25 protein-coding genes are annotated in these 22028 nt (G+C 70.9%); 12 read left to right on the top strand and 13 right to left on the bottom strand.

Annotated elements, in window-relative coordinates:
* The first annotated feature begins 9 nt into the window (after positions 1-9).
* Entirely contained in the window at positions 10-1074 is a 1065-nt protein-coding gene (locus EXE58_RS11960) for a serine hydrolase domain-containing protein (protein ID WP_135268099.1), read from the top strand.
* Positions 1075-1095: 21 nt separating this feature from the next.
* Here the strand turns inward: EXE58_RS11960 and EXE58_RS11955 are convergent, their stop codons facing one another.
* The 6 genes from EXE58_RS11955 to EXE58_RS11930 form a co-directional block, all read right to left on the bottom strand.
* Entirely contained in the window at positions 1096-1284 is a 189-nt protein-coding gene (locus tag EXE58_RS11955) for a DUF1918 domain-containing protein (protein WP_135268098.1), read from the bottom strand.
* Between the two features lie 104 nt (positions 1285-1388).
* Entirely contained in the window at positions 1389-1640 is a 252-nt protein-coding gene (locus EXE58_RS11950) for a type II toxin-antitoxin system antitoxin (protein WP_135268097.1), read from the bottom strand.
* Positions 1641-1652: 12 nt separating this feature from the next.
* On the bottom strand, positions 1653-2651 hold the full coding sequence (locus EXE58_RS11945; protein WP_135268096.1) for an SPFH domain-containing protein: 999 nt from the start codon (positions 2649-2651) through the stop codon (positions 1653-1655).
* A 79-nt stretch (positions 2652-2730) separates the two neighbouring features.
* Positions 2731-3702: a helix-turn-helix transcriptional regulator gene (locus EXE58_RS20095; protein ID WP_244242192.1), complete on the bottom strand. Its 972-nt coding sequence runs from the start codon at positions 3700-3702 to the stop codon at positions 2731-2733.
* A complete protein-coding gene (locus EXE58_RS11935) occupies positions 3699-4424 on the bottom strand; it encodes a hypothetical protein (protein WP_135268095.1) in 726 nt (241 codons plus the stop codon). Before EXE58_RS11935 ends, EXE58_RS20095 begins: the two co-directional genes overlap by 4 nt.
* 83 nt (positions 4425-4507) lie before the next feature.
* A complete protein-coding gene (locus EXE58_RS11930; RefSeq protein ID WP_135268094.1) occupies positions 4508-5008 on the bottom strand; it encodes a mycothiol transferase in 501 nt (166 codons plus the stop codon).
* A 56-nt stretch (positions 5009-5064) separates the two neighbouring features.
* Between EXE58_RS11930 and EXE58_RS11925 the strand changes: the two genes are divergently transcribed.
* On the top strand, positions 5065-5433 hold the full coding sequence (locus EXE58_RS11925) for a hypothetical protein (protein WP_135268093.1): 369 nt from the start codon (positions 5065-5067) through the stop codon (positions 5431-5433).
* Between the two features lie 29 nt (positions 5434-5462).
* Positions 5463-5852, top strand: coding sequence for a DUF2237 family protein (locus tag EXE58_RS11920; RefSeq protein ID WP_135268092.1), 390 nt, complete (start codon positions 5463-5465; stop codon positions 5850-5852).
* Here EXE58_RS11920 and EXE58_RS19525 read toward each other — a convergent pair.
* The gene (locus tag EXE58_RS19525) at positions 5836-5994 is read right to left on the bottom strand and encodes a hypothetical protein (protein WP_167288853.1); all 159 of its coding nucleotides are present in this window, start codon (positions 5992-5994) and stop codon (positions 5836-5838) included. The genes EXE58_RS11920 and EXE58_RS19525 overlap by 17 nt on opposite strands.
* A 115-nt stretch (positions 5995-6109) precedes the next feature.
* On the opposite strand from EXE58_RS19525, the gene EXE58_RS11915 reads away from it, so the two are divergent.
* The 3 genes from EXE58_RS11915 (at position 6110) to EXE58_RS11905 (ending at position 9831) form a co-directional block, all read left to right on the top strand.
* Positions 6110-6973 (top strand): DICT sensory domain-containing protein, encoded by an 864-nt coding sequence (locus EXE58_RS11915; RefSeq protein WP_167288851.1) that lies wholly within the window; start codon positions 6110-6112, stop codon positions 6971-6973.
* A 108-nt stretch (positions 6974-7081) separates the two neighbouring features.
* Positions 7082-8200 (top strand): flavin-containing monooxygenase, encoded by a 1119-nt coding sequence (locus tag EXE58_RS11910; protein WP_135268090.1) that lies wholly within the window; start codon positions 7082-7084, stop codon positions 8198-8200.
* A 20-nt stretch (positions 8201-8220) separates the two neighbouring features.
* The gene (locus tag EXE58_RS11905; RefSeq protein WP_208543992.1) at positions 8221-9831 is read left to right on the top strand and encodes a LuxR family transcriptional regulator; all 1611 of its coding nucleotides are present in this window, start codon (positions 8221-8223) and stop codon (positions 9829-9831) included.
* Between the two features lie 41 nt (positions 9832-9872).
* Here EXE58_RS11905 and EXE58_RS11900 read toward each other — a convergent pair whose 3' ends face one another.
* Positions 9873-11117: an amidohydrolase gene (locus tag EXE58_RS11900; protein ID WP_244242191.1), complete on the bottom strand. Its 1245-nt coding sequence runs from the start codon at positions 11115-11117 to the stop codon at positions 9873-9875.
* 16 nt (positions 11118-11133) lie between these two features.
* Positions 11134-12171 carry a DUF2804 domain-containing protein gene (locus EXE58_RS11895; protein ID WP_244242190.1) on the bottom strand — a complete coding sequence of 346 codons (1038 nt, stop codon included), beginning with the start codon at positions 12169-12171 and terminating at the stop codon, positions 11134-11136.
* Positions 12172-12238: 67 nt separating this feature from the next.
* Between EXE58_RS11895 and EXE58_RS11890 the strand changes: the two genes are divergently transcribed.
* Positions 12239-13366 (top strand): glycerate kinase, encoded by a 1128-nt coding sequence (locus EXE58_RS11890; RefSeq protein WP_135268087.1) that lies wholly within the window; start codon positions 12239-12241, stop codon positions 13364-13366.
* 6 nt (positions 13367-13372) lie between these two features.
* On the opposite strand, the gene EXE58_RS11885 is transcribed toward EXE58_RS11890, so the two are convergent.
* Genes EXE58_RS11885 through EXE58_RS11870 form a run of 4 tightly spaced genes read right to left on the bottom strand, consistent with a single transcriptional unit; the run spans position 13373 to position 18056 of the window.
* Positions 13373-14149: a DeoR/GlpR family DNA-binding transcription regulator gene (locus EXE58_RS11885; RefSeq protein WP_208543991.1), complete on the bottom strand. Its 777-nt coding sequence runs from the start codon at positions 14147-14149 to the stop codon at positions 13373-13375.
* Positions 14150-14176: 27 nt separating this feature from the next.
* Entirely contained in the window at positions 14177-15214 is a 1038-nt protein-coding gene (gene pdxA, locus EXE58_RS11880) for a 4-hydroxythreonine-4-phosphate dehydrogenase PdxA (protein ID WP_135268086.1), read from the bottom strand.
* Between the two features lie 45 nt (positions 15215-15259).
* Entirely contained in the window at positions 15260-16579 is a 1320-nt protein-coding gene (locus EXE58_RS11875) for a four-carbon acid sugar kinase family protein (RefSeq protein WP_135268085.1), read from the bottom strand.
* 1 nt (position 16580) lies between these two features.
* On the bottom strand, positions 16581-18056 hold the full coding sequence (locus EXE58_RS11870; RefSeq protein WP_135268084.1) for a GntP family permease: 1476 nt from the start codon (positions 18054-18056) through the stop codon (positions 16581-16583).
* A gap of 197 nt (positions 18057-18253) precedes the next feature.
* Here EXE58_RS11870 and EXE58_RS11865 point away from each other — a divergent pair, with 197 nt between their 5' ends.
* The 5 genes from EXE58_RS11865 to EXE58_RS11845 all read left to right on the top strand — a co-directional run bounded on the left by EXE58_RS11865 (position 18254) and on the right by EXE58_RS11845 (position 21993).
* Entirely contained in the window at positions 18254-19570 is a 1317-nt protein-coding gene (locus tag EXE58_RS11865; protein WP_135268083.1) for a protease-associated domain-containing protein, read from the top strand.
* Entirely contained in the window at positions 19567-19929 is a 363-nt protein-coding gene (locus EXE58_RS11860; protein WP_135268082.1) for a DUF7674 family protein, read from the top strand. The genes EXE58_RS11865 and EXE58_RS11860 overlap by 4 nt, the downstream gene beginning before the upstream one ends.
* A 5-nt stretch (positions 19930-19934) precedes the next feature.
* A complete protein-coding gene (locus tag EXE58_RS11855) occupies positions 19935-20249 on the top strand; it encodes a contact-dependent growth inhibition system immunity protein (RefSeq protein ID WP_135268081.1) in 315 nt (104 codons plus the stop codon).
* A complete protein-coding gene (locus EXE58_RS11850; RefSeq protein ID WP_279638245.1) occupies positions 20246-20548 on the top strand; it encodes a contact-dependent growth inhibition system immunity protein in 303 nt (100 codons plus the stop codon). The genes EXE58_RS11855 and EXE58_RS11850 overlap by 4 nt, the downstream gene beginning before the upstream one ends.
* A 257-nt stretch (positions 20549-20805) precedes the next feature.
* Positions 20806-21993 carry a zinc-dependent alcohol dehydrogenase gene (locus EXE58_RS11845; protein ID WP_135268079.1) on the top strand — a complete coding sequence of 396 codons (1188 nt, stop codon included), beginning with the start codon at positions 20806-20808 and terminating at the stop codon, positions 21991-21993.
* Positions 21994-22028 lie beyond the last annotated feature (35 nt).

Raw genomic sequence — 22028 nt, 5'->3', positions numbered from 1 at the left:
TCCTGCCTCGTGCACGTAGATCCCGCCCGCGTCCTCGACGACCTCGTGGCCTCGGGTCGCGAGTCAGGTGCGGCGGTGGCCGTCGTCCGCGGCGGCGTGCTCGAGGTCGACCACGCCGCCGGGACGCGGGACGGGGTCGAGCCCATGACCTCCGACACGCTGGTGATGACGTTCTCGGTCGCCAAGCCGTTCGCGGCGCTCGCGTTCCTGGACGCCGTCGCCGAGGGACACCTCGCGCTGGACCAGGCGGTCGCCTCGGTGTGGCCGGAGTTCGCGGTGGCGGGCAAGCAGGGCACGACGATGCGCCAGCTGCTCTCGCACCAGGCGGGGCTGCCGACGTTCCCCGAGGCCGCGACCGGAGTCGAGTACGACGATCGCGAGACCCTCGTCGGGATGCTCGCGGCAGCCGCCCCCGCGCACGCCCCGGGTGCCGGTGTCGCCGAGCACGCCCTGACCTACGGCCACCTCCTCGACGAGGTGCTGCGCCGAGCCACCGGGGAGCCGCTGGCCGACCGGTTCGCGCGCATCGCCGCGGCCGGTGGGTGGGACCTCCACCTGCGGGTCGAGGACCGCGACCTGGACCGCGTCGCGAGCATGGTCGACCCCGACGGTTCGTGGCGGTCGGGGTATCTCCGCGACGACCGCTGGGGGCCCGCGCTGGGTCGACCGCCCGGCTTGCTCGACCCCGCGGTGCTGAGCTCCGCGCGCTTGCGTCGTACTCCCTTCCCCGCCGTGGCGCTGCACGCGTCCGCCGTGGCGCTGGCCCGCTTCTACGACGACGTGGTGCGCCCCGACGGCGCGGTGGCCGGGCGCCTCGGGCACGACCTGTGGCAGGCCTACGTCTCCCCCGCGGTCACAGGACACGACGCGCTCCTGGACCGTCCGGTCACGTGGACCCTGGGGTTCCAGCTCAGCGAGGACGACGGCATCGTCGAGCTCGGCATGGGCGGGGCCGGCGGCAGCTCCGCCTGGGCCGATCCCGCTGCCGGCTACGGCGCCGCCTACGTCACCCGGCAGCTGGGCGGGCACGACCGTGGTGAGCGCGTGTGGGAGGCCGTCGTCGCCCGCAGGTGAGCCGTCAGGGCTGTGTCCCTGTCAGTCCTGGGCGTGCACCACGTGGGCGTCGTCCCCCGGATAGACGAGGCCCTCGTGCCCGTCGGCCCAGCGCACGACGTACGGCGGGCCACCGCCCTCGCCTCGCACCTCGACGATCTCGCCCTCGCGCCGTGGCGAGTCCACCCTGTTGCTCTCGGCCACCAGCCGGTCACCGACCTGAGCCTGCATCGCTGATCACCTGCCTCGCTCGGTTGCAGATCCCACGTGGCTGCAGATCCCACGTGGTTGCTGGTCCCACGATGCGCCGCGGAGCGGGGCATGACAAGGGCTTCCTAGCGCTCGTCGCTGTCCGTTCCGTCCGGACCCTTGGGTGGTCGACCACGCCGCGGGACGGGCCCGGCGTCGCGGGGCGCGCGGCCGGCCTTGGCCAGGGCGTCCCGCAGCACCATCTCGACCTGGGCATTGACGCTGCGCAGCTCGTCGGCGGCCCACCGCTGGAGGGCGGAGTGGACGGCAGGGTCGAGGCGCAGGAGCACGGACTTGCGCTCCTGGCCCCGCTTGGGTGTCCCCGCGTCCTCGCCCATGTCCCGGCCCGATCAGGTGTAGAGCGACCCGGTGTTGACCACGGGGGTCGTGCCCCGCTCGGAGCACAGCACCACCAGGAGGTTGGACACCATGGCGGCCCGGCGCTCCGGGTCGAGGTCGACGATCTGCTTCTGCTCCAGCTGTGCCAGGGCGCTCTCGACCATGCCGACTGCGCCGTCGACGATCTTCTCGCGCGCCGCGATGACCGCGGAGGCCTGCTGGCGCTGGAGCATCGCCTGGGCGATCTCGGGGGCGTAGGCCAGCGCCGAGATGCGCACCTCGATGACCTCGAGCCCGGCCAGGGCGATCCTCTCGGCGACCTCGGCGGCGAGCTCGGCGGAGATGATCTCGGTGTCGCCGCGCAGGGTGACCTCGTTGGCGGCGTTGTCGTAGGGGTGGCTCATCGCGACGTGGCGCAGCGCCGACTCCGACTGCACTGCCACGAAGTCGGGGTAGTCCTCGACCGCGAACGTCGCCCGGGCGGTGTCGGCGACCTGCCACACGACGATCGCCGCGATGTTGACGGGGTTGCCGTCCGCGTCGTTGACCTTGAGCTCGTGGGTCTCGAAGTTGTGCACCCGCACCGACACGTTGCGCCGCGTCGTGAGCGGCACGATCATCCGCAGCCCCTGCTTGCGGACGGTGCCGACGTAGCGGCCGAAGAACTGCACCACGCGCGTCTGGCCGGGAGCCACGATGGTCAGCGAGGCGGCGAGCACGCAGCCGACCACGAAGAGCACGACGCCGCCGACCATGCCGCCGAGCCCGCCCTCGTCGGCCTCAGCGGCCCGCACACCCAGGACGAAGAGCCAGGTGCCGAGCCCCAGGAGCAGCAGCGACACCGCCAGTCCGGCGAAGCCGTCCACCGACCAGGCGGTGCGCTCGGTGACGTCCACCCGCGTGCCGTCGTGCCCCACCGGGTGTCCGGCCGGGGCGCTGTCCTCGGTCTCGTCGGCCTGGCTCTCGTTGGCCTGGCTCTCGTTGGCCTGGGTCGTGTGCTGGTCGTCCATGGTTCGTCCCCCCGGTGGAGATGTGACTCGTCGGAATGTGATGACAAATTGATATCATATTTTCGGGTGAATGGTCACATCAGTCCACCGCCCTCCGCGACAGCCACGTGGCGGCTTGGGTCCGGTTCTCCAGGTCGAGCTTGGTGAGGATCCGGCTCACGTGGTTGCGGGCGGTCACCGGGGAGATGAAGAGGCGCTCAGCGATCTGGCGATTCGTCAGTCCTTCTGCGACGAGGGCGAGCACCTCCCGCTCCCGGGCCGACAGCGCCGACAGCCGCTCGTCGTCGTACTCCACCTGCGACGACGTGGACGCGGCAGCCGGTGCGGAGCGGTGGAGCAGCGCCACGGCCAGTCCACCGCCGAGCACCAGTGCACCCAGCACGTCGAGGGCGTCCGCCGCCGACGGCAGCAACGAATGTCCGATGCCGGCGAGCACAGCGAAGCCCAGCGCACCGCCCAGCAGCCACCTCAGCCCGGCCCGCTCGGCCGGTCGCCGCAGCCGGACGGCGATCACGACCCCCGCGAGCAGCAACGGAGCCTGCAGCAGCCACACGGCCGCGGCGTCCAGCTCGTCCGACCATGACGCCGGCAGGACGCCGAGCGGGTTCGGCACACCGGACGCCGCCTCCACCATGCTCCAGGCGGCTATGACGGCCACCTGCACCCCGACCGCCGCCACCACGACCGGACGCCACCGCGTCGACGGCAGACGGCCATCGGGCAGGAGCACGAGCGCGAGGAACATGAGCGGTACGACGATCGCTCCCCCGCGCTCGACCAGCCACGCGGTCCACTCGCCGGCGGATCCCGACCAGTCGGCCTGTGCCGCCACTGCGCTCGCCGACAGCACGCACGCAACGGCGAGCAGCAGCCACCCGACCGGGTTGCGCGGGTGCTCGGTGGCCTCGAAGGCTCCTGGCAGTCCGAGCGCGAGTGCGACGAGCAACATCTTCCACAGGGCACCCTCGGAGCTCGTGGCGATCGTGGCCAGCACGGCTCCGAGCATCACCGCGGCAGCGGCCACGGCCAGGACCGGATGGCGTGGGGTCACCCGGCCAGTATCGGCCTGTCCCCGGTCTCGTGTCCCGGATCAACCCACTCGGCCTGCGGCATCCGCAGCACCGCGACACCGAGCCAACACATCGCGACCGCCAGGAGGAGGTGCGGCTCGAGAGGCCCGGACGAGGGCAGCAGGAAGTCCCACACGAGGAAGCCCACGAGAAGGAGCAGCGGGGTCCTGGGGAGCGAGATGCTGCGCAGGCCGGCGATCGCGAGCAGCAGCAGACCGAGGAACGACCCCAGCAGGTGCGGCAAGAGCGCCATGACGATCGTGCCGGGGTGGTCGAGGAATCCGTCGTTGAGCGCGACCGCGGAGTCGGTCCCGATGGCTCCCGGCGCCACGGTGCCGGCGGCGTACCCCAGCGCGACGATGTTGTGGAAGCCCCACATGCCCCAGAGCGCGAGGACGATCCCCACGGCGGTCAGGCGTGGCGAGGCCCAGCGGGTCACGTGGGCCAGGCCCAGCAGGCCGAGTGGCAGCACGAGCATGCTGACCAGCAACGCCGTCTGCTCGGCGGTGTGGACGACGGGGTGCTCGGCACCCCAGCGGATCTGGTCGCTGAAGTCGTCGAGGTCGGAGGTGAGGAGCTCGCCGACGTACTGAGCCAGGCCGTTGGTGAGGCCGGCGGCGACCAGGCAGGTGCCGGCACCGATGCGCGCCGCGCGGGAGAGAGGTGGAGTGGTGGTCGTGGTGTGTTCACGGGTGAGTGTCATGCTGCCGAGGGTGGGCGCAGCGACCCGCTCGACGCATGGTGCAGGTGCACCAATCCGTGCCCTTGGCGTGCACGATCGGCCACCTAGCGCCCGAGCAGCCCCTTGACGTACGCCGCCTGGCCGAGGTGCTGCAGGGCGTCGGCCAGGATGCTCACCAGCCGCACCCCGGCTGTGACCGGCGGGTCGTAGGACTGGTCCACCTCGCGCTCGAGCTCGGCCTCGTCGACGGTCTGCAGGTAGCGGGCGGTCGCCAGCGTCACGTCGTGGTGGTACTCCCTGAGCAGGTCGAGGTCCTCGATCCGGATGCCGTCCACCTGCTCGCTCGTGTGGCCGTAGCCGACGTCGTCGCTGCCGTTGTCCAGGCCGAACCTGTCCTGGAACCTCTGCCACCTCTGACTCTCCCCCGCGAGGTCCGCGACCTGGGCGTCCTGCATCCGGGCCAGGTGCCACAGCAGCCAGCCGATCGGGTTCCCTCCCCCGTCGGGGCGGTGGTGCAACGACTCCCCGTCGAGGCCGTCGGCGATGTCGGTGTAGAGCTCGGCGACCCGCCCGAACCCCTCGGTCAGCACTCCGCGTACGTCCATCCCTCGACCGTAGCCGGAGGGTTGCGTCCCGACGAGGACCGTTGCATGTTGGAGGCATGGCCGTGACGAGCTTCCAGGACCTGCCCCTCGCCGACCGGGACCGCCAGTGGGACGGTGATGCCGCCGAGAAGAGGGTGCGCGAGTGGGCCGGCGCCGAGGACGAGCCGAACGAGAAGTACCGCGACGCCCACGTCTGGTACGACGCCGACAACAAGGACAACTTCACCGCCTACAAGCTGCTCGTCGCCGACGTGGTCGACGGTCGACTCCACGCAGTCCCTCGGGGCGTCATGGCGGCGGGCAACGTGATGGCCGGCGGTCGTGGCGGCGTCGACCTGCCGTCCAAGGACGTCGACCGCGTGAAGAGCCATCTCGCCAAGTACTACGCCAAGATGGGCGACGAGGCTCCCTGGGACCGCGACTAGCCCGACCGGCAGTCCGGCATGCTTGGCCCGTGAACGAGCGCAACGTCCTCGGTGGCGCCCTGGAGCTGTGCGGCACCGACCCCGTCACCGGGTTCTACCGCGACGGCACCTGCACGGTCGGGCCGCAGGACGTCGGCCTCCACGCCGTCTGCGCCGTCATGACCGAGGAGTTCCTCGCCCACCAACGCTCGGTCGGCAACGACCTCTCGACGGCCCGCCCCGAGTGGGGCTTCCCCGGGCTGGTCCCGGGCGACCGGTGGTGCGTCGTGGCGGTCCGTTGGCTGCAGGCGTACGACGCCGGAGTCGCCGCCCCGGTCGTCCTGGCCGCCACCTCCGAGCGCGCGCTCGACGTCGTACCCCTCGACGTGCTGCGGGCGCACTCGGTCGACGTGCCCCCCGACCTCAGCGAGCTCGACTAGGCAGTGCTGCGGGCGGGTCGACGGCAGGGAGCGTCGCACGCTCGATCTCGTCGGCGCGAAGGGCGTCCAGGCCCCAGATGAGGGCGCTGCCGAGGAGTGCGACGAAGACGGCGACCGAGCTGATGAGGATCATGGTGAACATGGCGGGCTCCTGAGGGTTGGATTGCAGATATCTCTACAAACATGTATAACTCTCTGCAGGGGTTTTGACCAGTGGTTTCGACCAGAGATTTCGCCTACCAGCTCGGAGAGCGCACGTGACCGACGACTTCAGCATCGGCGTCCTGGCACAGCGGACGGGGGTCACTCCCAACGTGCTGCGCACCTGGGAGAACCGCTTCGGCTTTCCCACGGGTCGTCGTACGACGTCGGGTCATCGACGCTTCACCGACGCCGACGTCCTGCTCGTCCAGGAGGTGCTCGAGGCCCGGGAGCGAGGAGTCCCCCTCAACCTCGCCGTCGACGGCGTGCTGCAGCGATCCCGCCAGCAGCACGACGAGTCAGTGCATGCGACGCTCATCCGCGAGTTCCCCGACCTGCGCCCGCAGCGCTTGGCCAAGGCCACCCTGCTGGCTGCCTCCCACGCGATCGAGGACGAGTGCCTGGCTCGCGCAGACCGCTCGGTGGTCCTGGGCACCTTCCAGGAGGGGCACGTGTTCGCCCGCTCCCGGCACCGGTGGGACGAGCTGGCCCGTACGGCGACGTGGTCGGCCGTGCTGGCCGACTTCGACGCCGACCTCCCCGCCGACCCTCAGGCCCGACCTGCGCGCTGCCAGCTGCCGGCCGACTCGCCGATGCGCCGTGAGTGGACGGTCGTCACCGTGAGCCGCGGCTTCGCAGCCGTCCTGGCCGCGTGGGAGGTGCCCGCCGCCGCAGGCGGGCCCGCGACGTACGAAGCCGTGATCAGCATGCGCCGGGCCGCAGCCCTCACCGCAGCCCGAGTCGTCGTCGCGACCGCGCGCGCGGCCGGCGCGACCCCTCCCGAGAGTGTGGACGAGCTTCTGACCGCTCCCATCACCACGGAGACGACGGTGGCGGACACCGACCGGGTGCTGCTCCGGATCCTCGAGCAGGTGGACAGCACCCCGGCCTGGCGCCGCCCAGCCCCGGTGGTCGAGTGACGACGAAGTCGTGTCACGAGACCTGGGTAGACCCACCCATGCTCCACGTGCCGGGAATGGGTATCGCGCCCGATGCGCCGTCGGCGCCCCGGGACGAATCCTCGACGCATGGACACCTTCGACACTGACATCGACACAGTCGTCATCGGCGCCGGCCAGGCCGGGCTCGCGACGGGCTACCACCTCCAGCGGCGCGGCATCCCGTTCGTCATCCTCGACGCCGCGTCGCGCATCGGTGACAACTGGCGTCGACAGTGGGACAGCCTGAGGCTCTACTCCCCTGCCCACGTCGACGGCCTCCCCGGCCTGCCGTTCCCGGGGCGGCGATGGAGCTTCCCGGGCAAGGACGCGGTGGGCGACTACCTCGAGACCTATGCCCGGACCTTCGACCTCCCGGTGCGGCTCGAGACCCGCGTGCAGGCCCTGGACCGCGACGACGACGGATACGTCGTCACCACCGACCGCGGACGACTGCGGTGCCGCAGCGTGGTGGTCGCCACCGGCACGTTCGGCCGCACTCCGAGCATTCCGGCCGTCGCCGCCGATCTCGACCCGGCGATCCTGCAGCTCCACTCGAGCGAGTACCGGCGACCCAGCCAGCTCGGCGAGGGTTCGGTGCTCGTCGTGGGCGCCAGCCACTCGGGCACCGACATCGCCTACGAGCTCGTCGAGACGCACCCGACGATCCTCGCCGGGCGTGACTGCGGGGAGATCCCACCCCGGCTGGAGTCACCCCTGTTCCAGGTGCTGTTCCCCGTGGTGCTCTTCGCGTGGCGGCACGTGCTCACGCGCCGTACTCCGCTGGGTCGCAAGGTGATGGCTCACGTGCGACACCACGGTGGGCCCATGCTGCGCGTCAAGCGCCGCGACCTGCTCGAGCGAGGGGTCGAGCGCGTGACCAGCCGGGTGGAGGAGGTCCGCGACGGCCGGCCTGTCGTCGACGGCGTTCCCCGCGATGTCGCGACCGTCGTGTGGGCGACGGGCTTCCGCCAGGAGCTCGGCTGGATCGACCTCCCGATCACCGGCGACGACGGCTGGCCGCGCGAGAAGCGGGGCGTCGCCACCGACGCCCCCGGCCTCTTCTTCTGCGGCATGTCCTTCCAGTACTCCTTCAGCTCCATGCTGCTGCCCGGGGTCGGCCGTGACGCCGCCTACGTCGCGGACCAGGTGGTACGACGCTCGCGCACCCGGGCGAAGTCGACGGCAGACCTGCCCCACGCGGCCTGATCCGCCGTACGCTCAGGACCGTGGAGCAGGCCGCTGAACACTTCGCGCGCGGCGACTGGCAGGCCGCCTACGAGGCATGGTCCGACACCGGCCTCGACGGGCTCAGCCCCGCCGAGCTCGACCACTTCAGCACGACGGCCGGGCTCGTCGGCCGGCACGACGACCTCGTGCTCGCCCTGCAGCGCGCCGTCGTCGCGTGTGAGGCCGCGGGCGACCTGCGCGGAGCGGCGCGGTGCGCCTTCCACCTATCGATGAACACCGCAGCCCACGGAGAGCCGGCGCTCGCCGCAGGCTGGTGCCGCCGGGCCGTGGCCCTGGTGGACGAGGTCGGCGAGGACTGCGCCGAGCGCGGCTGGGTGGCGTTCCTGCTGATGTTCCAGGCCATTGGCGCCGGCGACTTCGAGACGGCCGGGTCTCGGGCCGAGGACGCCTACGAGGCGGCCCGGCGGTTCCACGACACCGACCTGCTCGCGATGAGCACCTGCGCCCGTGGCCGGGTGGCGCTCTACTCCGGGGACTTCGGCGAAGGTCTCGCCCTGCTCGACGACGCGATGGTGCGGGTGGTCTCGGGCGAGGTCTCGCCCTTCATCGCCGGCCACGTCTTCTGCACCGCCATCGAGGGCTGTCAGGAGGTGAGCGACTTCAGCCGGGTCGCCGAGTGGACGGCCGCCCTGGAGCGGTGGTGCGACGCGCAACCCGGGCTGCTCGCCTTCACCGGCCAGTGCGCCGTGCACCGCGGTCAGCTCCTGCGTCTGAAGGGGGCCTGGGACGACGCGTTGCGGGAGTACGCACTCGCCGCCGACCGCTACCGCCAGCTCGGCACGCCGGACGCCGTGGGACTCACCGCCGTCGAGACCGGCGACCTCCTGCGCCTGCGCGGCGACCTCGAGGGCGCCGACGCCGCCTACCAGCGTGCGGCCGACCTCGGCCTGGACCCCCAGCCCGGCCTGGCGCTGCTCTGGCTGGCGAGTGGCAGGAGTACGGCGGCGCTGGCGGCGGTCGATCGTCTGCTCGGCGCGCCGGCCGGGCCGGTGCAGCGCTGCCGTCTGCTGCCCGCTGCGATCGAGGTGCTGCTCGCGTCGGGCGACGTCGACCGCGCGCGCCCTCTGGCCCAGGAGCTCTCGGACGTGGCGGCCTCGCTCGGCGCCCGAGTGCTCTCCGCCGCCGCGGCCCGGGCGATGGGTGCCGTCGAGCTGGCCGCCGGGGATCCCGCCGGCGCCCTCCCCTACCTGCGCAAGGCCCACCAGCTCTACGCGCAGGCGACTGCGCCGTACGACGCCGCCGTGGCGCGGCTGCTGGCCGCCCGCTGTCTCCTGGCACAGGGGGACGACTCCTCGGCGGAGCGCGAGCTGACCGCCGCGCGTGCCGTCTTCCGCCGGCTGGGAGCGACACCGATGGCGGACCTCGCCTCGATACTGCTGGCACCGGCGGCGCTCCCCGGTGGCCTGACCGCCCGCGAGGCGGAGGTGCTGCGCCTGGTCGCGGCGGGACGCAGCAACCCCCAGGTCGCGGCCGAGCTGGTCCTCAGCGAGAAGACCGTCGCACGTCACCTCTCCAACATCTTCGGCAAGCTCGACGTCGGCTCCCGCACCGCCGCGGCGGCGTACGCCTACGAGCACGGGCTCGCCTGAACGACGAATTCACCCGATGGTCGAGGAACGACGAAGTCGTGTCACGAGACCCAGTTGTCGGCGTGGACCCGCAACCTCAGCTCTGGAGGTACGACAGCACGGCCGTCACCGCAGCCTCGGTGCCCGTGGTCAGCGTGGGTTGCATCGCCGCCCGAAGCCGGGGTTGTGGTTGGGGACGGGGCGCTGGTCGGCGGTGAAGCCGCCGAAGGCCCAGTAGCAGTAGGGGATACCGAACGCGTCCGGGATGACGCTGAAGTCCTCGGACCGGTGAGCGGGTCGAGGCGCTTGACCCGGTCTGGTCCGAAGTGCGCGACGAAGGCCTCGGTGACCTTCGCGTTGACCGGGGCATCGTTGTCCGTGAGCGGGAAGCTCTCGTAGAGCTCGATCTCCGGCGGCCGTGTGCTGCCGGCTGCCTCGCACTCGGCTCGCACGATCCTCTCGATCGCGGTCAGCAGCTTCTCGCGCACGTCGAGGTCGTAGGCCCTGATGTTGAGCAGCATGGTCGCGTCGTCGGGGATGATGTTGGCCTTCGTCCCGGCCTGCAGGCTGCCGACGGTCACGACCCCCAAGTCAGACGGCGCGATCTCCCGCGCCACGATCGTCTGCAGTCGCGTCACGATGGCGGCACTGAGCACGACGGGGTCGATGCCCAGGTGTGGCATGGACCCGTGGGTGCCCTCGCCGTACACCTTCACCCGGATGCACGCGCCCGTCGACATCATCGGCCCGGCCGTGGTGCCGACCTCTCCTGCCGCCGGGACTGCCATGACGTGCTGGGCGAGGGCCACGTCAGGCTTCGGGATCTTCTCGACCAGTCCGTCATCGACCATCGACCGGGCGCCTGCCGCCGTCTCCTCGGCCGGCTGGAAGAGCGCGACGTAGGTCCCGGACCAGGCGTCCCGATGACCTGCCAGGAGGCTGGCGGCCCCGAGGGCCGCCACGACGTGGAGGTCGTGGCCGCACGCGTGCATGACCGGCACGGTGACGCCCTGGGGATCGACGGCCGTCCTCGTCGAGGCGTAGGGCAGGCCGGTCGCCTCCTTGACGGGCAGCGCGTCCATGTCGGCGCGGAAGAGGACGGTGGGTCCCTCCCCGTTGGCGAGCACGCCGACGACCCCGCCGATCTGCTGGACGTCGTACCCGAAGGACTCCAGGCGGCGGCTGACCTCTGCTGCGGTCTCCTTCTCCTGCATGGACAGCTCGGGGTTCTGGTGCAGGTGGGCGTAGAGCTCCTCTTGCCACGGGGTCACTGCCTCGAGGCCGTCCAGCACGCGCCGTGTGTCCATGCCTGCGCGGTACCCCTCACCAGCGGTTGCGCACGTCCTCGGCCCACCCGACCAGGTCGGCGAGGTGCACCCACTCCCCCGACTCGTCGCGCACGCGCCCTGACCAGTGGCCGAAGCACTGGTGGGTGCGCGAGGAGAACACCTTGAGGTCGGTGACCGAGCGCTTGAGGTGGAACGGCGTGAAGGTCAGGTCGACCGCGTCGCCGTACACCCGCCACGGAGCCATCCAGTCGTCGGTGTCGTAGCGCCAGACCAGCTCCTCGCTGATCTTGGTGAGCCGCCCGTCGACGAGCAGCGAGTTCTCACAGGTGCCGGTGCCGTCGGTCCACTTGCCGCCGACCTGGATGCCGACGACGCGCCTGTCGGTGCGACCGGACCCGGCGCCCCAGTTCCAGTGCATCGAGTAGGGCCATCGGCCGCGCCCGTGGTCGAGCACCGCCCACGACTCGTCGGCCGGGACGTCGTACTCGACACCGTCGACCCAGAGTGCGCCCGCGGCCGGCCGCGCCACGTCCTTGACGGTGTACTGGAAGAGCCGGTCCGTCCACGGTACGACGACCCCGAGGCTCTCGTGCCCGGGCGGGCGGTGCGCGGTGATGTCGACGCGTACGCGCTCGCCCTCGGCACGGAGGCGGGTGCCGCCGTCGATCTCGTCGAGATCGATGCGGACCTTCCGGGTGCGGGCCCGGGAGGGTCCGGCGCCGAGAGTGCCGGGCAGGGTGGCGCTGCGACCCCCGATCCCTATCGCGTCGTGCGAGACCTCCTCACCGGTCCGACGGTCGAGCACCCAGATGCCGTGCACGGCCGCGTAGTCGATGTCGGAGAGGACCAGCGCGACGACGTGGGTGGGTGTGATGACGCCCCAGTACTCCCAGCGCTTGTTGCGGCCACGTCCGACACGACCACGGCCCATGCGACCGCGGCCGATGCCGTCGGTGGTGATCAGCGGGGTGCGCGTCCAGCCGACGGCGTCGCGGTTGAGGCGTCCGTCCGGGTTGGTCAGTGGGACGCGCTGGGTGATCTCGCGCTCGGTGAGGGGGACGGGCTGCTCCACGCGCCGCACCCTACTTCCGCGGGATTGTCGACGGCTGGGATGACCCTCCTCCTGCTTGGATGGCGCCATGACCCGAGTCCTCGTCGCGCCGGACAAGTTCAAGGGGTCGCTGACCGCGACGGAGGTGGCCCGCGCCCTCCGACGCGGACTCAACGCGGCGGCACCTCCGCGGCAGGATGTCGAGGTGCGTTGCCTGCCTGTGGCGGACGGCGGTGAGGGGACCCTCGACGCAGCGGTCGCCGCAGGCTACGAGCGGGTACCCGCCCGCGCGACCGGCCCGACGGGTGAGCAGGTGGACACCGCTTGGGGTCGTCTTGATGACACTGCCATCGTGGAGATGGCGGACGTCTCTGGGCTGGCGAGATTGCCCGGTCAGGAGCTCGCGCCGATGACAGCGACCAGCCGCGGGACCGGCGAACTGGTCGCGGCCGCCCTGGACGCCGGCGTACGACGCCTCGTGCTGGGCATCGGCGGCAGTGCGTGCACCGACGGCGGGGCCGGTCTGCTGCAGGCGCTCGGCGCGCGACTGCGCGACCGCCAGGGTGAGGACGTCGGCCACGGCGGCGGGGCGTTGGGGGACCTGGCTGCGCTCGACCTGAGCACGCTCCACCCGCGAGTGCGGGAGGTCGAGCTGGTCGTCGCCTGCGACGTCGACAACCCGCTCACCGGGCCCCACGGAGCTGCCGTCACCTACGGGCCGCAGAAGGGCGCGTCCGGCGGCCAGGTGACGGTTCTCGACGCCAACCTGGCCCACTTCGCCGACCTTCTGGCGGACGAGACGGGGAAGGACCTGCGTGACTCCGCGGGTGCTGGTGCCGCCGGCGGGGTCGGCTTCGCGGTGGTCGCCGCGTTGGGAGGTGTCCTGCGACCTGGCATCCAGCTCGTCCTCGACCTGCTCGACTTCCAGCGCCACCTCGAGGGGGTCGAGCTGGTCGTCGTCGGGGAGGGCACCTTGGACGCACAGTCGTTGCGCGGAAAGGCGCCGATCGGCGTGACCCGCCTCGCTCGCGAGGCAGGAGCCCGGGTGGTGGCGGTCTGTGGGGTCAATGAGCTCGCTGCCCGAGAGCTCGAGAGGGCAGGCATCGAGGCCGCCTACGCGATCAGTGACCTGGCGCCAACGCCCGAGGCGAGCATGCGCGACGCAGCGTTCTACCTCGAACGGCTTGCGGCAGAGCACCTGCCCCGTCACGTGTAGGCCCTCTCACGTGACGAGGACCTGGACTCCCTGGTCGCGCAGCGCGTCGAGATCCTCCGCGGGAGCTGCCGCGTCCATCACCAGCGTCCAGGACGGACCCATCGCGACCCAGGCAGGCGCCTGCTGATCGAGCTTGGAGGCATCGGCGAGGACGACCACCCTGTCGGCCACTGCCGACGCGCGCTCCTTGATCCAGGTCTCGTCGACCGTCGGCTCCCCCAGCCCCCGCGCGGGGTCGATCGCGTCGGCACCCATGAAGGCCACGTCGAAGCGGTAGCGGTCCAGCGCCAGCGCAGCCAGCGGCCCGATCACCCCGTGACTGAGCGGCTGGACCCGACCGCCCAGCAGCACCACGTCGATGTCGTCGGCCCGGGCCAGGAGGAGTGCCGACTCCAGGCCCCGCGTCACCACGGTCAGCGGCCCGCGCGCCACGAGCAGCCGCGCCAGCGCGAGGCAGGTCGTGCCGGAGTCGATGAAGACGATGCCCTCCGCCGGCACCAGGTCGACGGCCACCGCGGCGATCGAGGACTTCGCCTCGAGGTTGAGCTGCTCACTCTCGGAGAAGGAGCGCTCGTGGAAGACCTCGCGCGCGAGGGCGCCGCCGTACGTCCTGGCGAGCCTGCCGTCCCGCTGCAGCGTCGCGAGGTCACGTCGGACCGTGGAGGCGGAGACGCCGAGCCGTTCGGAGAGCACGTCGACACTGGCCTCGCCCTCGCGGACGAGAGCGACCATCGCGTCGTGCCGCGCCTGGGTCGCGCGTCGTACGTTGGTGCCGCCCGTCACGGATCTCCTGCCCCCGACTCCTGGCCGTCAGGAACCGTACGTCGCCCGGATGTTATCGACGTACGGCGCGTAGTCCACCGCCGCCAGGTAGGCCGACAGCATCGTCCCGTGGCCGGCCCTCCCTGACCCCGCGATGTCGAAGGCGGTGCCGTGGTCGACCGACGTGCGCAGGATCGGCAAGCCGACCGTGACCGAGATGGTGCCGTCGAAGTCGAAGGTCTTCGCCGGGATGTGGCCCTGGTCGTGGAAGTGCGAGAGGACCCCGTCGTACCTGCCGACGAGACCCTGGTGGAACACCGAGTCGGCGGGGACAGGCCCGGCCACGTCGAGGCCGTTGGCCCTGGCCTCCTCGACCGCGGGTGCCAGGTGGACGATCTCCTCGTCGCCGAAGGCGCCGTTCTCGCCACCGTGGGGGTTGATCGCGGCGATCGCGAGCCGGGGGTTGTCGACGCCGAAGACCTTGAGGGCGGTGTGGGCCTTGACGATCGACTCGCCGACGGTCTCCTTGGTGATCTGGTCCAAAGCCTTGCGCAGGGACACGTGGCGGGTGGTGAAGAAGATCCGCAGGTGGTGGCCGCCAGCAGCGTCGTTGCGGACTACGAACATGGTGTCCTGCTTGGTGACACCGGTGAGGGCGCCGAGCATCTCGGTGTGACCGAGGTGCTCGGAGCCGGCCGCCCAGATCGCCTCCTTGTTGATCGGCCCGGTGACGATGCCGGCGACCTTCTGGTCCATCGCGGCCTGGGTGGCGACCTCGATGGCCTTCACGGCCGCGAGGCCCGCGCGCTTGTCGACCACGCCCCACTCGGGCAGGTCGTCGCCGAGGACGCCGATGTCGTAGCAGTCGATGACGCCCGCGGCGGGCTCGACGTCGAAGCTGTCGACCACGCGCACCTCCACGTCGAGGCCCATCGCCTCCGCGCCGCGTCGCAGCGCGGCAGGATCACCCACGGCGACACCGTGGTGGTCGGTGGCGCCCGCCTGCTCTGCCAGGGTCTTGGCGGTGATCTCGGGGCCGATGCCCACCGGGTCGCCGAGGGTCAGGGCCAGTACGTGTCGGGTCATCGTGTTTCTCTCTCCTTGGGCTGTCGGGTGAGGTCTGGATCGCGGTCAGGTGCGTTCGCGGGACTCCGCGGCGGTGACCTGGCGACGGTGGGCCTCGACCTGCCCACGCAGGTGGTCGAGGCATTCGATGGTGGTGCGGGCGTCTCCGACCAGCCCGCCCTTGGTGACGATCTGGAGGCCGTCCCAGGGACCGCCGACCAGGGACCCGGCCACGGCCAGCGGCACCACCTCGTCGGAGATCTCGAGCCCGTGCGAGCCCAGCTCAGCGAGGAGTGCCGCGGTGACGTCTCCCCCGGTGGTGAAGACGCCGTCCACCGGGCGGCTCTCCAGCGCCCGCCGCGCAGCGCGGGCCAGCGCGACCGGGATCCGGGCGGCCTCCTCCGAGGAGGGCGACCACAGGTCGGAGTCGTCCAGGACGGTGGCGAGCACGACGATGTCGCCTGGGTCGGCCTCGGCGAGGGCGTCGTCGAGCATCCTGACGGTGGCGTCGACGTCGGGCACGGCGTGGCGCCCCGCCGTACGGAGCGGGCGGGCCCCGCGCTCCGCCACGAGCTGGCGCAGCTGCAGCTGGGTGAGCTCGGTGGCCGAGCCGGAGAGCGCGAGCAGCGGCGCTCCCCGGTCGGACTCGGCGAGCCCCAGTGCAGCTGCGAGCGCCACGGACGCCGGTCCGGGATCGGTGGTCGTCCACACGGTCTCGGTGCCGGCGGTGGCCGCGACCGCGGCGGCGGCGAGCCGGTCGAGGTGCTCGACCGTCGTCGCGTCGGCCACGATCACCTCCGCACCAGCATCGAGGTGCTGCCTGATCGTCTCAGCCAGGGCGTCGAGGTCCCCGGTCACGGCGTCGAGAGGTACGGCGACCACCTCGAGGTCGGCCTGCTCGCGCAGGAGGGCGACGACGTCGGAGGTGTGGATGGGCGTCCGGGCGTCGCGCGCGACCTCGGTGTCCTCGAGACGACGCCCGTCCAGGAGCTGCATGCCGCCGATGGTCTGCCGGTTCGCTCCCGGGTGCGCGGGGGCGCAGAGGGCGACGACCCGGGAGCCGGTCAGCTCGGCGACGCGGTCCAGCACCTCCCGCGTGGTGGCACCGACGTTCCCGCGCAGCGTCGTGTCGATGCGGTTGCAGACCAGCCGCGCCGGCCAGCCCGCCCGCACCACTCGGCCGACGCGCTCGCGCGCTCTGGCCGGTTCGAGGTGACGGCTGTCGGTGGTGGCCACGACGACGTCGAACCTCGACACCATCTCGGCCACCACCTCCGCGCGCTCGCCGGCACTCGCGGTGACGGCACGGAAGCCCGCCCTCGCGAAACCCGCCGCAGCCGCGTTGGCCCCGGTCAGGTCGTCGGCGACCACGAGGACGTCCGCCATGTCAGAGCACTGCCCCAGCGATGAGCACCAGGGGCAACGAGCCGAGCCACACGGCCGTGGTGATGCCCGACCATCCGCGCAGAGCCGCGGTGCCCGAGAGCCCGGTGAACCTCGTGACGACCCAGAAGTAGGAGTCGTTGAAGTAGCTGAACACCATCGACCCGGCGCAACAGGCAAGCGCAGCCGCGAGCGGCGAGAGGTCCAGACCGACGACCAGGGGGGCACTCACGGAGGCCGCCGTGATCATGGCGACCGTGCCGGAACCCTGGGCGACCCGGACCAGCGAGGCGATGAAGAACGGCACGAGCACGCCCGGGAGGCTCAGGTCGGCGATCGCCTCGGCGAGTGCGTCGCCGACACCGGAGTCACGCAGGACCTGGCCGAGGGCGCCGCCCGCGCCGGTGATCAGGATGATCAGGCCGGCCGAGCCCGCGGCTTCCGCCATCCAGTGGTGGACCTGCTTGCGCGGGGTCCAGCGCGGGAGGAGCACGTAGACGGCCAGCACGATGCCGATGATCAGGGCCACGACGGGGTGGCCGATGAAGGCCAGGACCTCGGCCCAGTTCGCGGGGGTGTACTCCGCGTCGGGCGAGAGGACGCCCTGGTTGTTGCGGTCGATGGCGGCACCTACCGTGTTGAGCACGATCAGCACCAGCGGCACCAGGAGCGGCAGGGCGGCCAGTCCGAAGGAGATGGTGTGCGGCTTCTCCCCGGCCGGCGGGTCACCCAGCTGGTGGACCGGGGCCTCGTCGACGACCGGCTCGGGTCGGTCGAGGGTGGCCGTGCCGACGCCGGCGGAGTGGCCCGTCGCACCCACGGTCGCGTGCCCGTAGACCTCCTGGCGCACCTCGTCGTCGAGCTCGCTCTCGAGCTTGGGGCCCATCCACGCGGCGTAGAGGATCACGATCGGGAGCAGCGCGAGGGTGAAGACGAGGCCCGCGAGGATCAGGCCGCCGAGGTCGGCGCCGAGGATCCCGGCGACTCCGAGCGGGCCGGGGGTGGGCGGCACGAGGTGGTGGGTCAACGTCATCCCGCACCCGAGCGCCAGCGCCAGGGTGACGTAGCGGCCCTGCAGTCGTCGAGCGATCGACCTCGCGAGGGGGTTCATGATCACGAAGCCGGAGTCGCAGAACACCGGGATCGAGACGACGGCGCCGGTACCGGCCATGGCCCAGTGCTCGCGACCACGCCCGAGAGCCTTCACGAACTTCTTGGCCAGCGCGTCAGCAGCACCGGAGACCTCCAGGATCTTGCCGATCGCGACGCCGAGCCCGATCACGATGCCGATCGAGGCAAGCGTGTTGCCGAAGCCGGTCGTCATCGAGCCGATCGTCTCGATCGGAGGGGATCCGGCCACGAAGCCGGTGACGAGGGCCGCGATGAGCAGCGCCACGAACGCGTCGATACGGGTGCGGAGCACCAGGAAGATGATCGTCCCGATGCCGAGCACCAGGGCGAGAAGAAGTTGTAGATCCACCGAAGCCTCCAGATGGCCGAGCGCCCGACGGTCGGGGGCATCTGCATCGTGTCCTGTGAGGTCCGCCACAGTCAAGAGTTCTGCGCAACTAAGTTGCGCGGACTACGCAACTCCTTGGAGTGCCTACCAGCGTCGTTGTCCACAGATCGCTCGTCGGGGGTGTTGTCGCGGGTGCTCGGCCCGCGAGGGTTCTCGTCGTGAGGATCACCATCGAGTCCGCCGGATTCACCGACGCCGCCGATGCCTGCCGCGCGGCCAACCAGATCGCCGCCATGGTCACCGAGACGCTGGCCGGCAAGCTCGGCGGCTTCGGCGGCATGGCCGGCAACGACTCGACCAGCGTCACCTTCGCCGGGTCGTACGACGACGCAGCCCGCCAGGCGCTCGACACCCTGACCGAGCTCACCCACGCGTTCATCGGTCTGGGACGGATCATCGAAGCCACGGGGGCCACCCACCGTCGGGCTGAGATCGCTGCCGTGTGCGGCTCCGGCGGGGCGGGGCTGCCGTGCGACCCCGTCCCCGAGGTCGACTCCTACGACCACGTCTCCCCCGCCGACCCGCCGACGTGCCTCGGCGGTCAGGAGCCCTCCTTCGGCACTGTCGACCGGTGGATCCTGGACCACGTCGAGGGGTTCGTGTGGCCGGGAGCGGATGTCGCGCTGCTCCGCGAAGCCGCCGCCACGTGGCGCAGCGCCGCCCTGTCGATCGACCACCTCGACCACCACGTCGACGACGTCGCTCAGCTGCTGTCGCGCCAGCGGTCGCCCGAGATCCCCCTCGCCCTCGACGTGCTGGCCGACGTCCGGTCACTCGTCGGTGACGCGGCTCTGTGCCTGAGCGACCTTGGGCAGGCCTGCGAGGACTACGCCAGCGCCGTCGAGGAGACCCACGACCGAACCCGCGCGCTCCTCGCCGAGATCGGCCAGATGATCGTCGAGGGCGCTGTGCTCTCTGTGCTCGTCGCCGGCTTCACGGGTGGGCTCGGTGGCGGCGCCGCCGCCGGTGCGGTCATCGCGCGCATCACCTCCCACGCACCGCGCTTCCGAGCCCTGCAGTCCTCGCTGCAGCTCGCCGCCGCCACCAGCGCCACCAAGGCCCGAGCTGCTCGCGACGGGCTGCGGGTGGTGCGCGAGCGCGCCGAGAAGCTGGCTCGGGTGGGTGCTCGTGATGAGCGGGGTTCGATGAAGAGCCCGCTGGGTTGGGGTGGGGCATCGCGCGTTCCAGGCCGACCGAAGCCTGAAGTGCAGGACGTGAGGCTCAAGAACTACGTGAACAATCTGTTCAAGGGGACGCACAACCAGTCCCGGGTCGGTGACGGAACGACCATGGACGCCATCCGCAGGGAGCTGGCGACGGGTGATCCCACGCACGGGAGGATGCACATCATCAAGGGTCGAGAGACTCTCCGGGGCCTCGAGAAGTGGCTCACCCATCGCTCTGACGCGTCGCCCGCTGACAGGCAGGTGGCACAGTCGCTCATCAACGAATTGAAGGACGTGTTGGGATCATGACGGCGAATGAAGACCTGATGCTCCGAGTGGTGGAGGCATTTCCGGAGCTGAGGCCACTGCTCACAGAACACCTGGATGACCAGGAGGGCGAGCTCCTGCCCTACCTGCTCATGGCGGACATCGAGCGTTGGTCGGAGACGCAGGTCACGGGCAATGCCCACCGGATCTCCGAGCTCATGACGTGGTTCGAGAACGCCTTCTCGGCGGGAGGCGAGGAGATCAAGGACCTGATCGGAGTCGGTTTCGTGGAGATGCTGCCGCACACGCCGGAGGGCGATCCCATCCTGCGTCTGCTGGGTCCCGAACTTCGAGAGGTCGCGAGCGACATGGGGCTGTTCACCCCGGCCGAACGGAACTAGGACCAATGCCGCATTCGGACAGTAGGAACGGAGCCACGCAGAACCTGAAGCACCTCATCGTTGCCTACTTCTACGAGGCTTGGGACGAGTACGAGTACAGCTCATGGGAGGAGGCGGTTGACGATTTCGTGCGTCGCTCCCCAGACATGGCCCCTCTGGTTCCAAGCGAAATAGACACTGTTCTGGCAGAAGACCAGAGCGATTCAGAGCTGGACGACCATCTGGTCAGCTTTGGCTTCTCCTACTCTCCACCGGAGGGCGACCGCGCTTGGCTATTGGCCGTGCGCGACCGCATTGTCGAGCAGAGAGCAGACGCGTGAGCGCAGGCCCGTGCTTCAGCGGGAACCTGCGCCAACTCATGGCCGCCTACTTCCATCAGGACTGGTGGGACGAGTACGACGGTTCATGGGAGGCCGGCGTTGCCGACTTCGCCCGGCGGGTCCCAGAGCGTGTCCCAGGACTGATCGAAGAGATCGACACATTGCTCGCGTCAGCGCCCTCTGAGGACAAGGTCGAGCAAGTACTGGACGACCTCGGGAACTACAGGGATCCAGGCGACTCGCCGACTGCTCACCTCGACTGGCTCAAGGCCATTCGTGACTCGCTGACCCAAGGCTGACCGAGGTCGCCACGCAGGACGTCATACTCTGCGGTCGCGATAGCCACCACCTCGTACGACGTTGCGGGCAGATCGCGTGCGTCATACGTTCCGCGCCCTATGGCTGCCACTTCGCATGACGTTGCAGCCGGGTTCCCCGCGCACCCGCCCAGGCCGCCCCGAGACCGCCGTACCAGCCGTGAGACACCCGCATGCCCATGCGCCCCCGCGGGTACCCACCCCGTCCGACGATCTCGAGGCGAAGGCGGTTCGGCCCCATGAAGGCAGTCACCTGGCAAGGCGTCCACGACATGCAGGTCACCGACGTGCCCGACCCACGCATCGAGGAGCCGACGGATGCGATCATCAAGATCACCTCCACCGGCCTGTGCGGTTCCGACCTGCACCTCTACGAGACCTTGGCCCCGTTCATGGAGGCCGGAGACATCGTCGGCCATGAGCCGATGGGCATCGTCGAGGAGGTGGGACCCGAGGTCACCAAGCTGAAGGTGGGCGACCGGGTCGTCGTCCCCTTCAACGTGTGCTGCGGGTCGTGCTGGACGTGCGACCAGGGCCTGTACAGCCAGTGCGAGACCACCCAGAACCACGAGCACGGCACGGGCGCGAGCTTCTTCGGCTACAGCAAGCTCTACGGCCAGGTGCCGGGTGGGCAGGCGGAGTACCTCCGCGTCCCCTTCGCGGACTTCCTGCCCGTCAAGGTGCCGCACGAGCACGACGACGACCGGTTCCTGTTCCTCTCCGACGTCCTGCCGACGGCGTGGCAGGCGCTGCAGTACGCCGACGTCCCTGACGGCGGCAGCCTCCTCGTGATGGGCGCCGGTCCCATCGGCGACATGGCAGCCCGCATGGGGGTGAAGGCCGGCCTCCGCGTGTTCTCCGTCGACCGCGTCCCTGAGCGGCTCGCCCGCGTCGAGGCCTTCGGCGCCGAGGCGATCGACCTCGACGAGGCTTCCAAGAGCAGCACCATCGGCGACATCGTCCGCGACCGCACTGATGGTCGTGGCCCCGACGCGGTCATCGATGCCGTCGGCATGGAGGCACACGGCTCCCCGGGCGCCCACCTCGTGCAGAAGTTCGTCGGCATGCTGCCCGACGCCGTCGCCGAGCCGATGATGAAGAAGGCCGGCCTCGACCGGCTCGCGGCCCTGCACACCTCGATCGACGCCGTACGCCGAGGCGGCACTGTCTCGATCGTCGGCGTGTACGGCGGCTCCGTGGACCCCATGCCGATGTTCCAGATGTTCGACAAGCAGATCCAGCTGCGCATGGGGCAGGCCAACGTGCGGCGCTGGACCGACGAGCTGCTCGCCATGCTCGTCGACGACGACCCGTTCGGCGTCGACGCCTTCGCCACCCACCACCTCCCGCTCAGCGAGGCGCCCAGCGCCTACAAGCACTTCCAGAAGAAGGAGGAGGGGATGGTCAAGGTGGTCTTCCGGCCGTGATCGGTGTGCCGGCACCTCTGGCCACCTCCGCGTCG

Source organism: Nocardioides seonyuensis, from assembly GCF_004683965.1.
GTDB lineage: Bacteria > Actinomycetota > Actinomycetes > Propionibacteriales > Nocardioidaceae > Nocardioides > Nocardioides seonyuensis.
The sequence above is the reverse complement of the archived record's forward strand: the minus strand, read 5'-3'. Positions and strand labels throughout refer to the sequence as shown.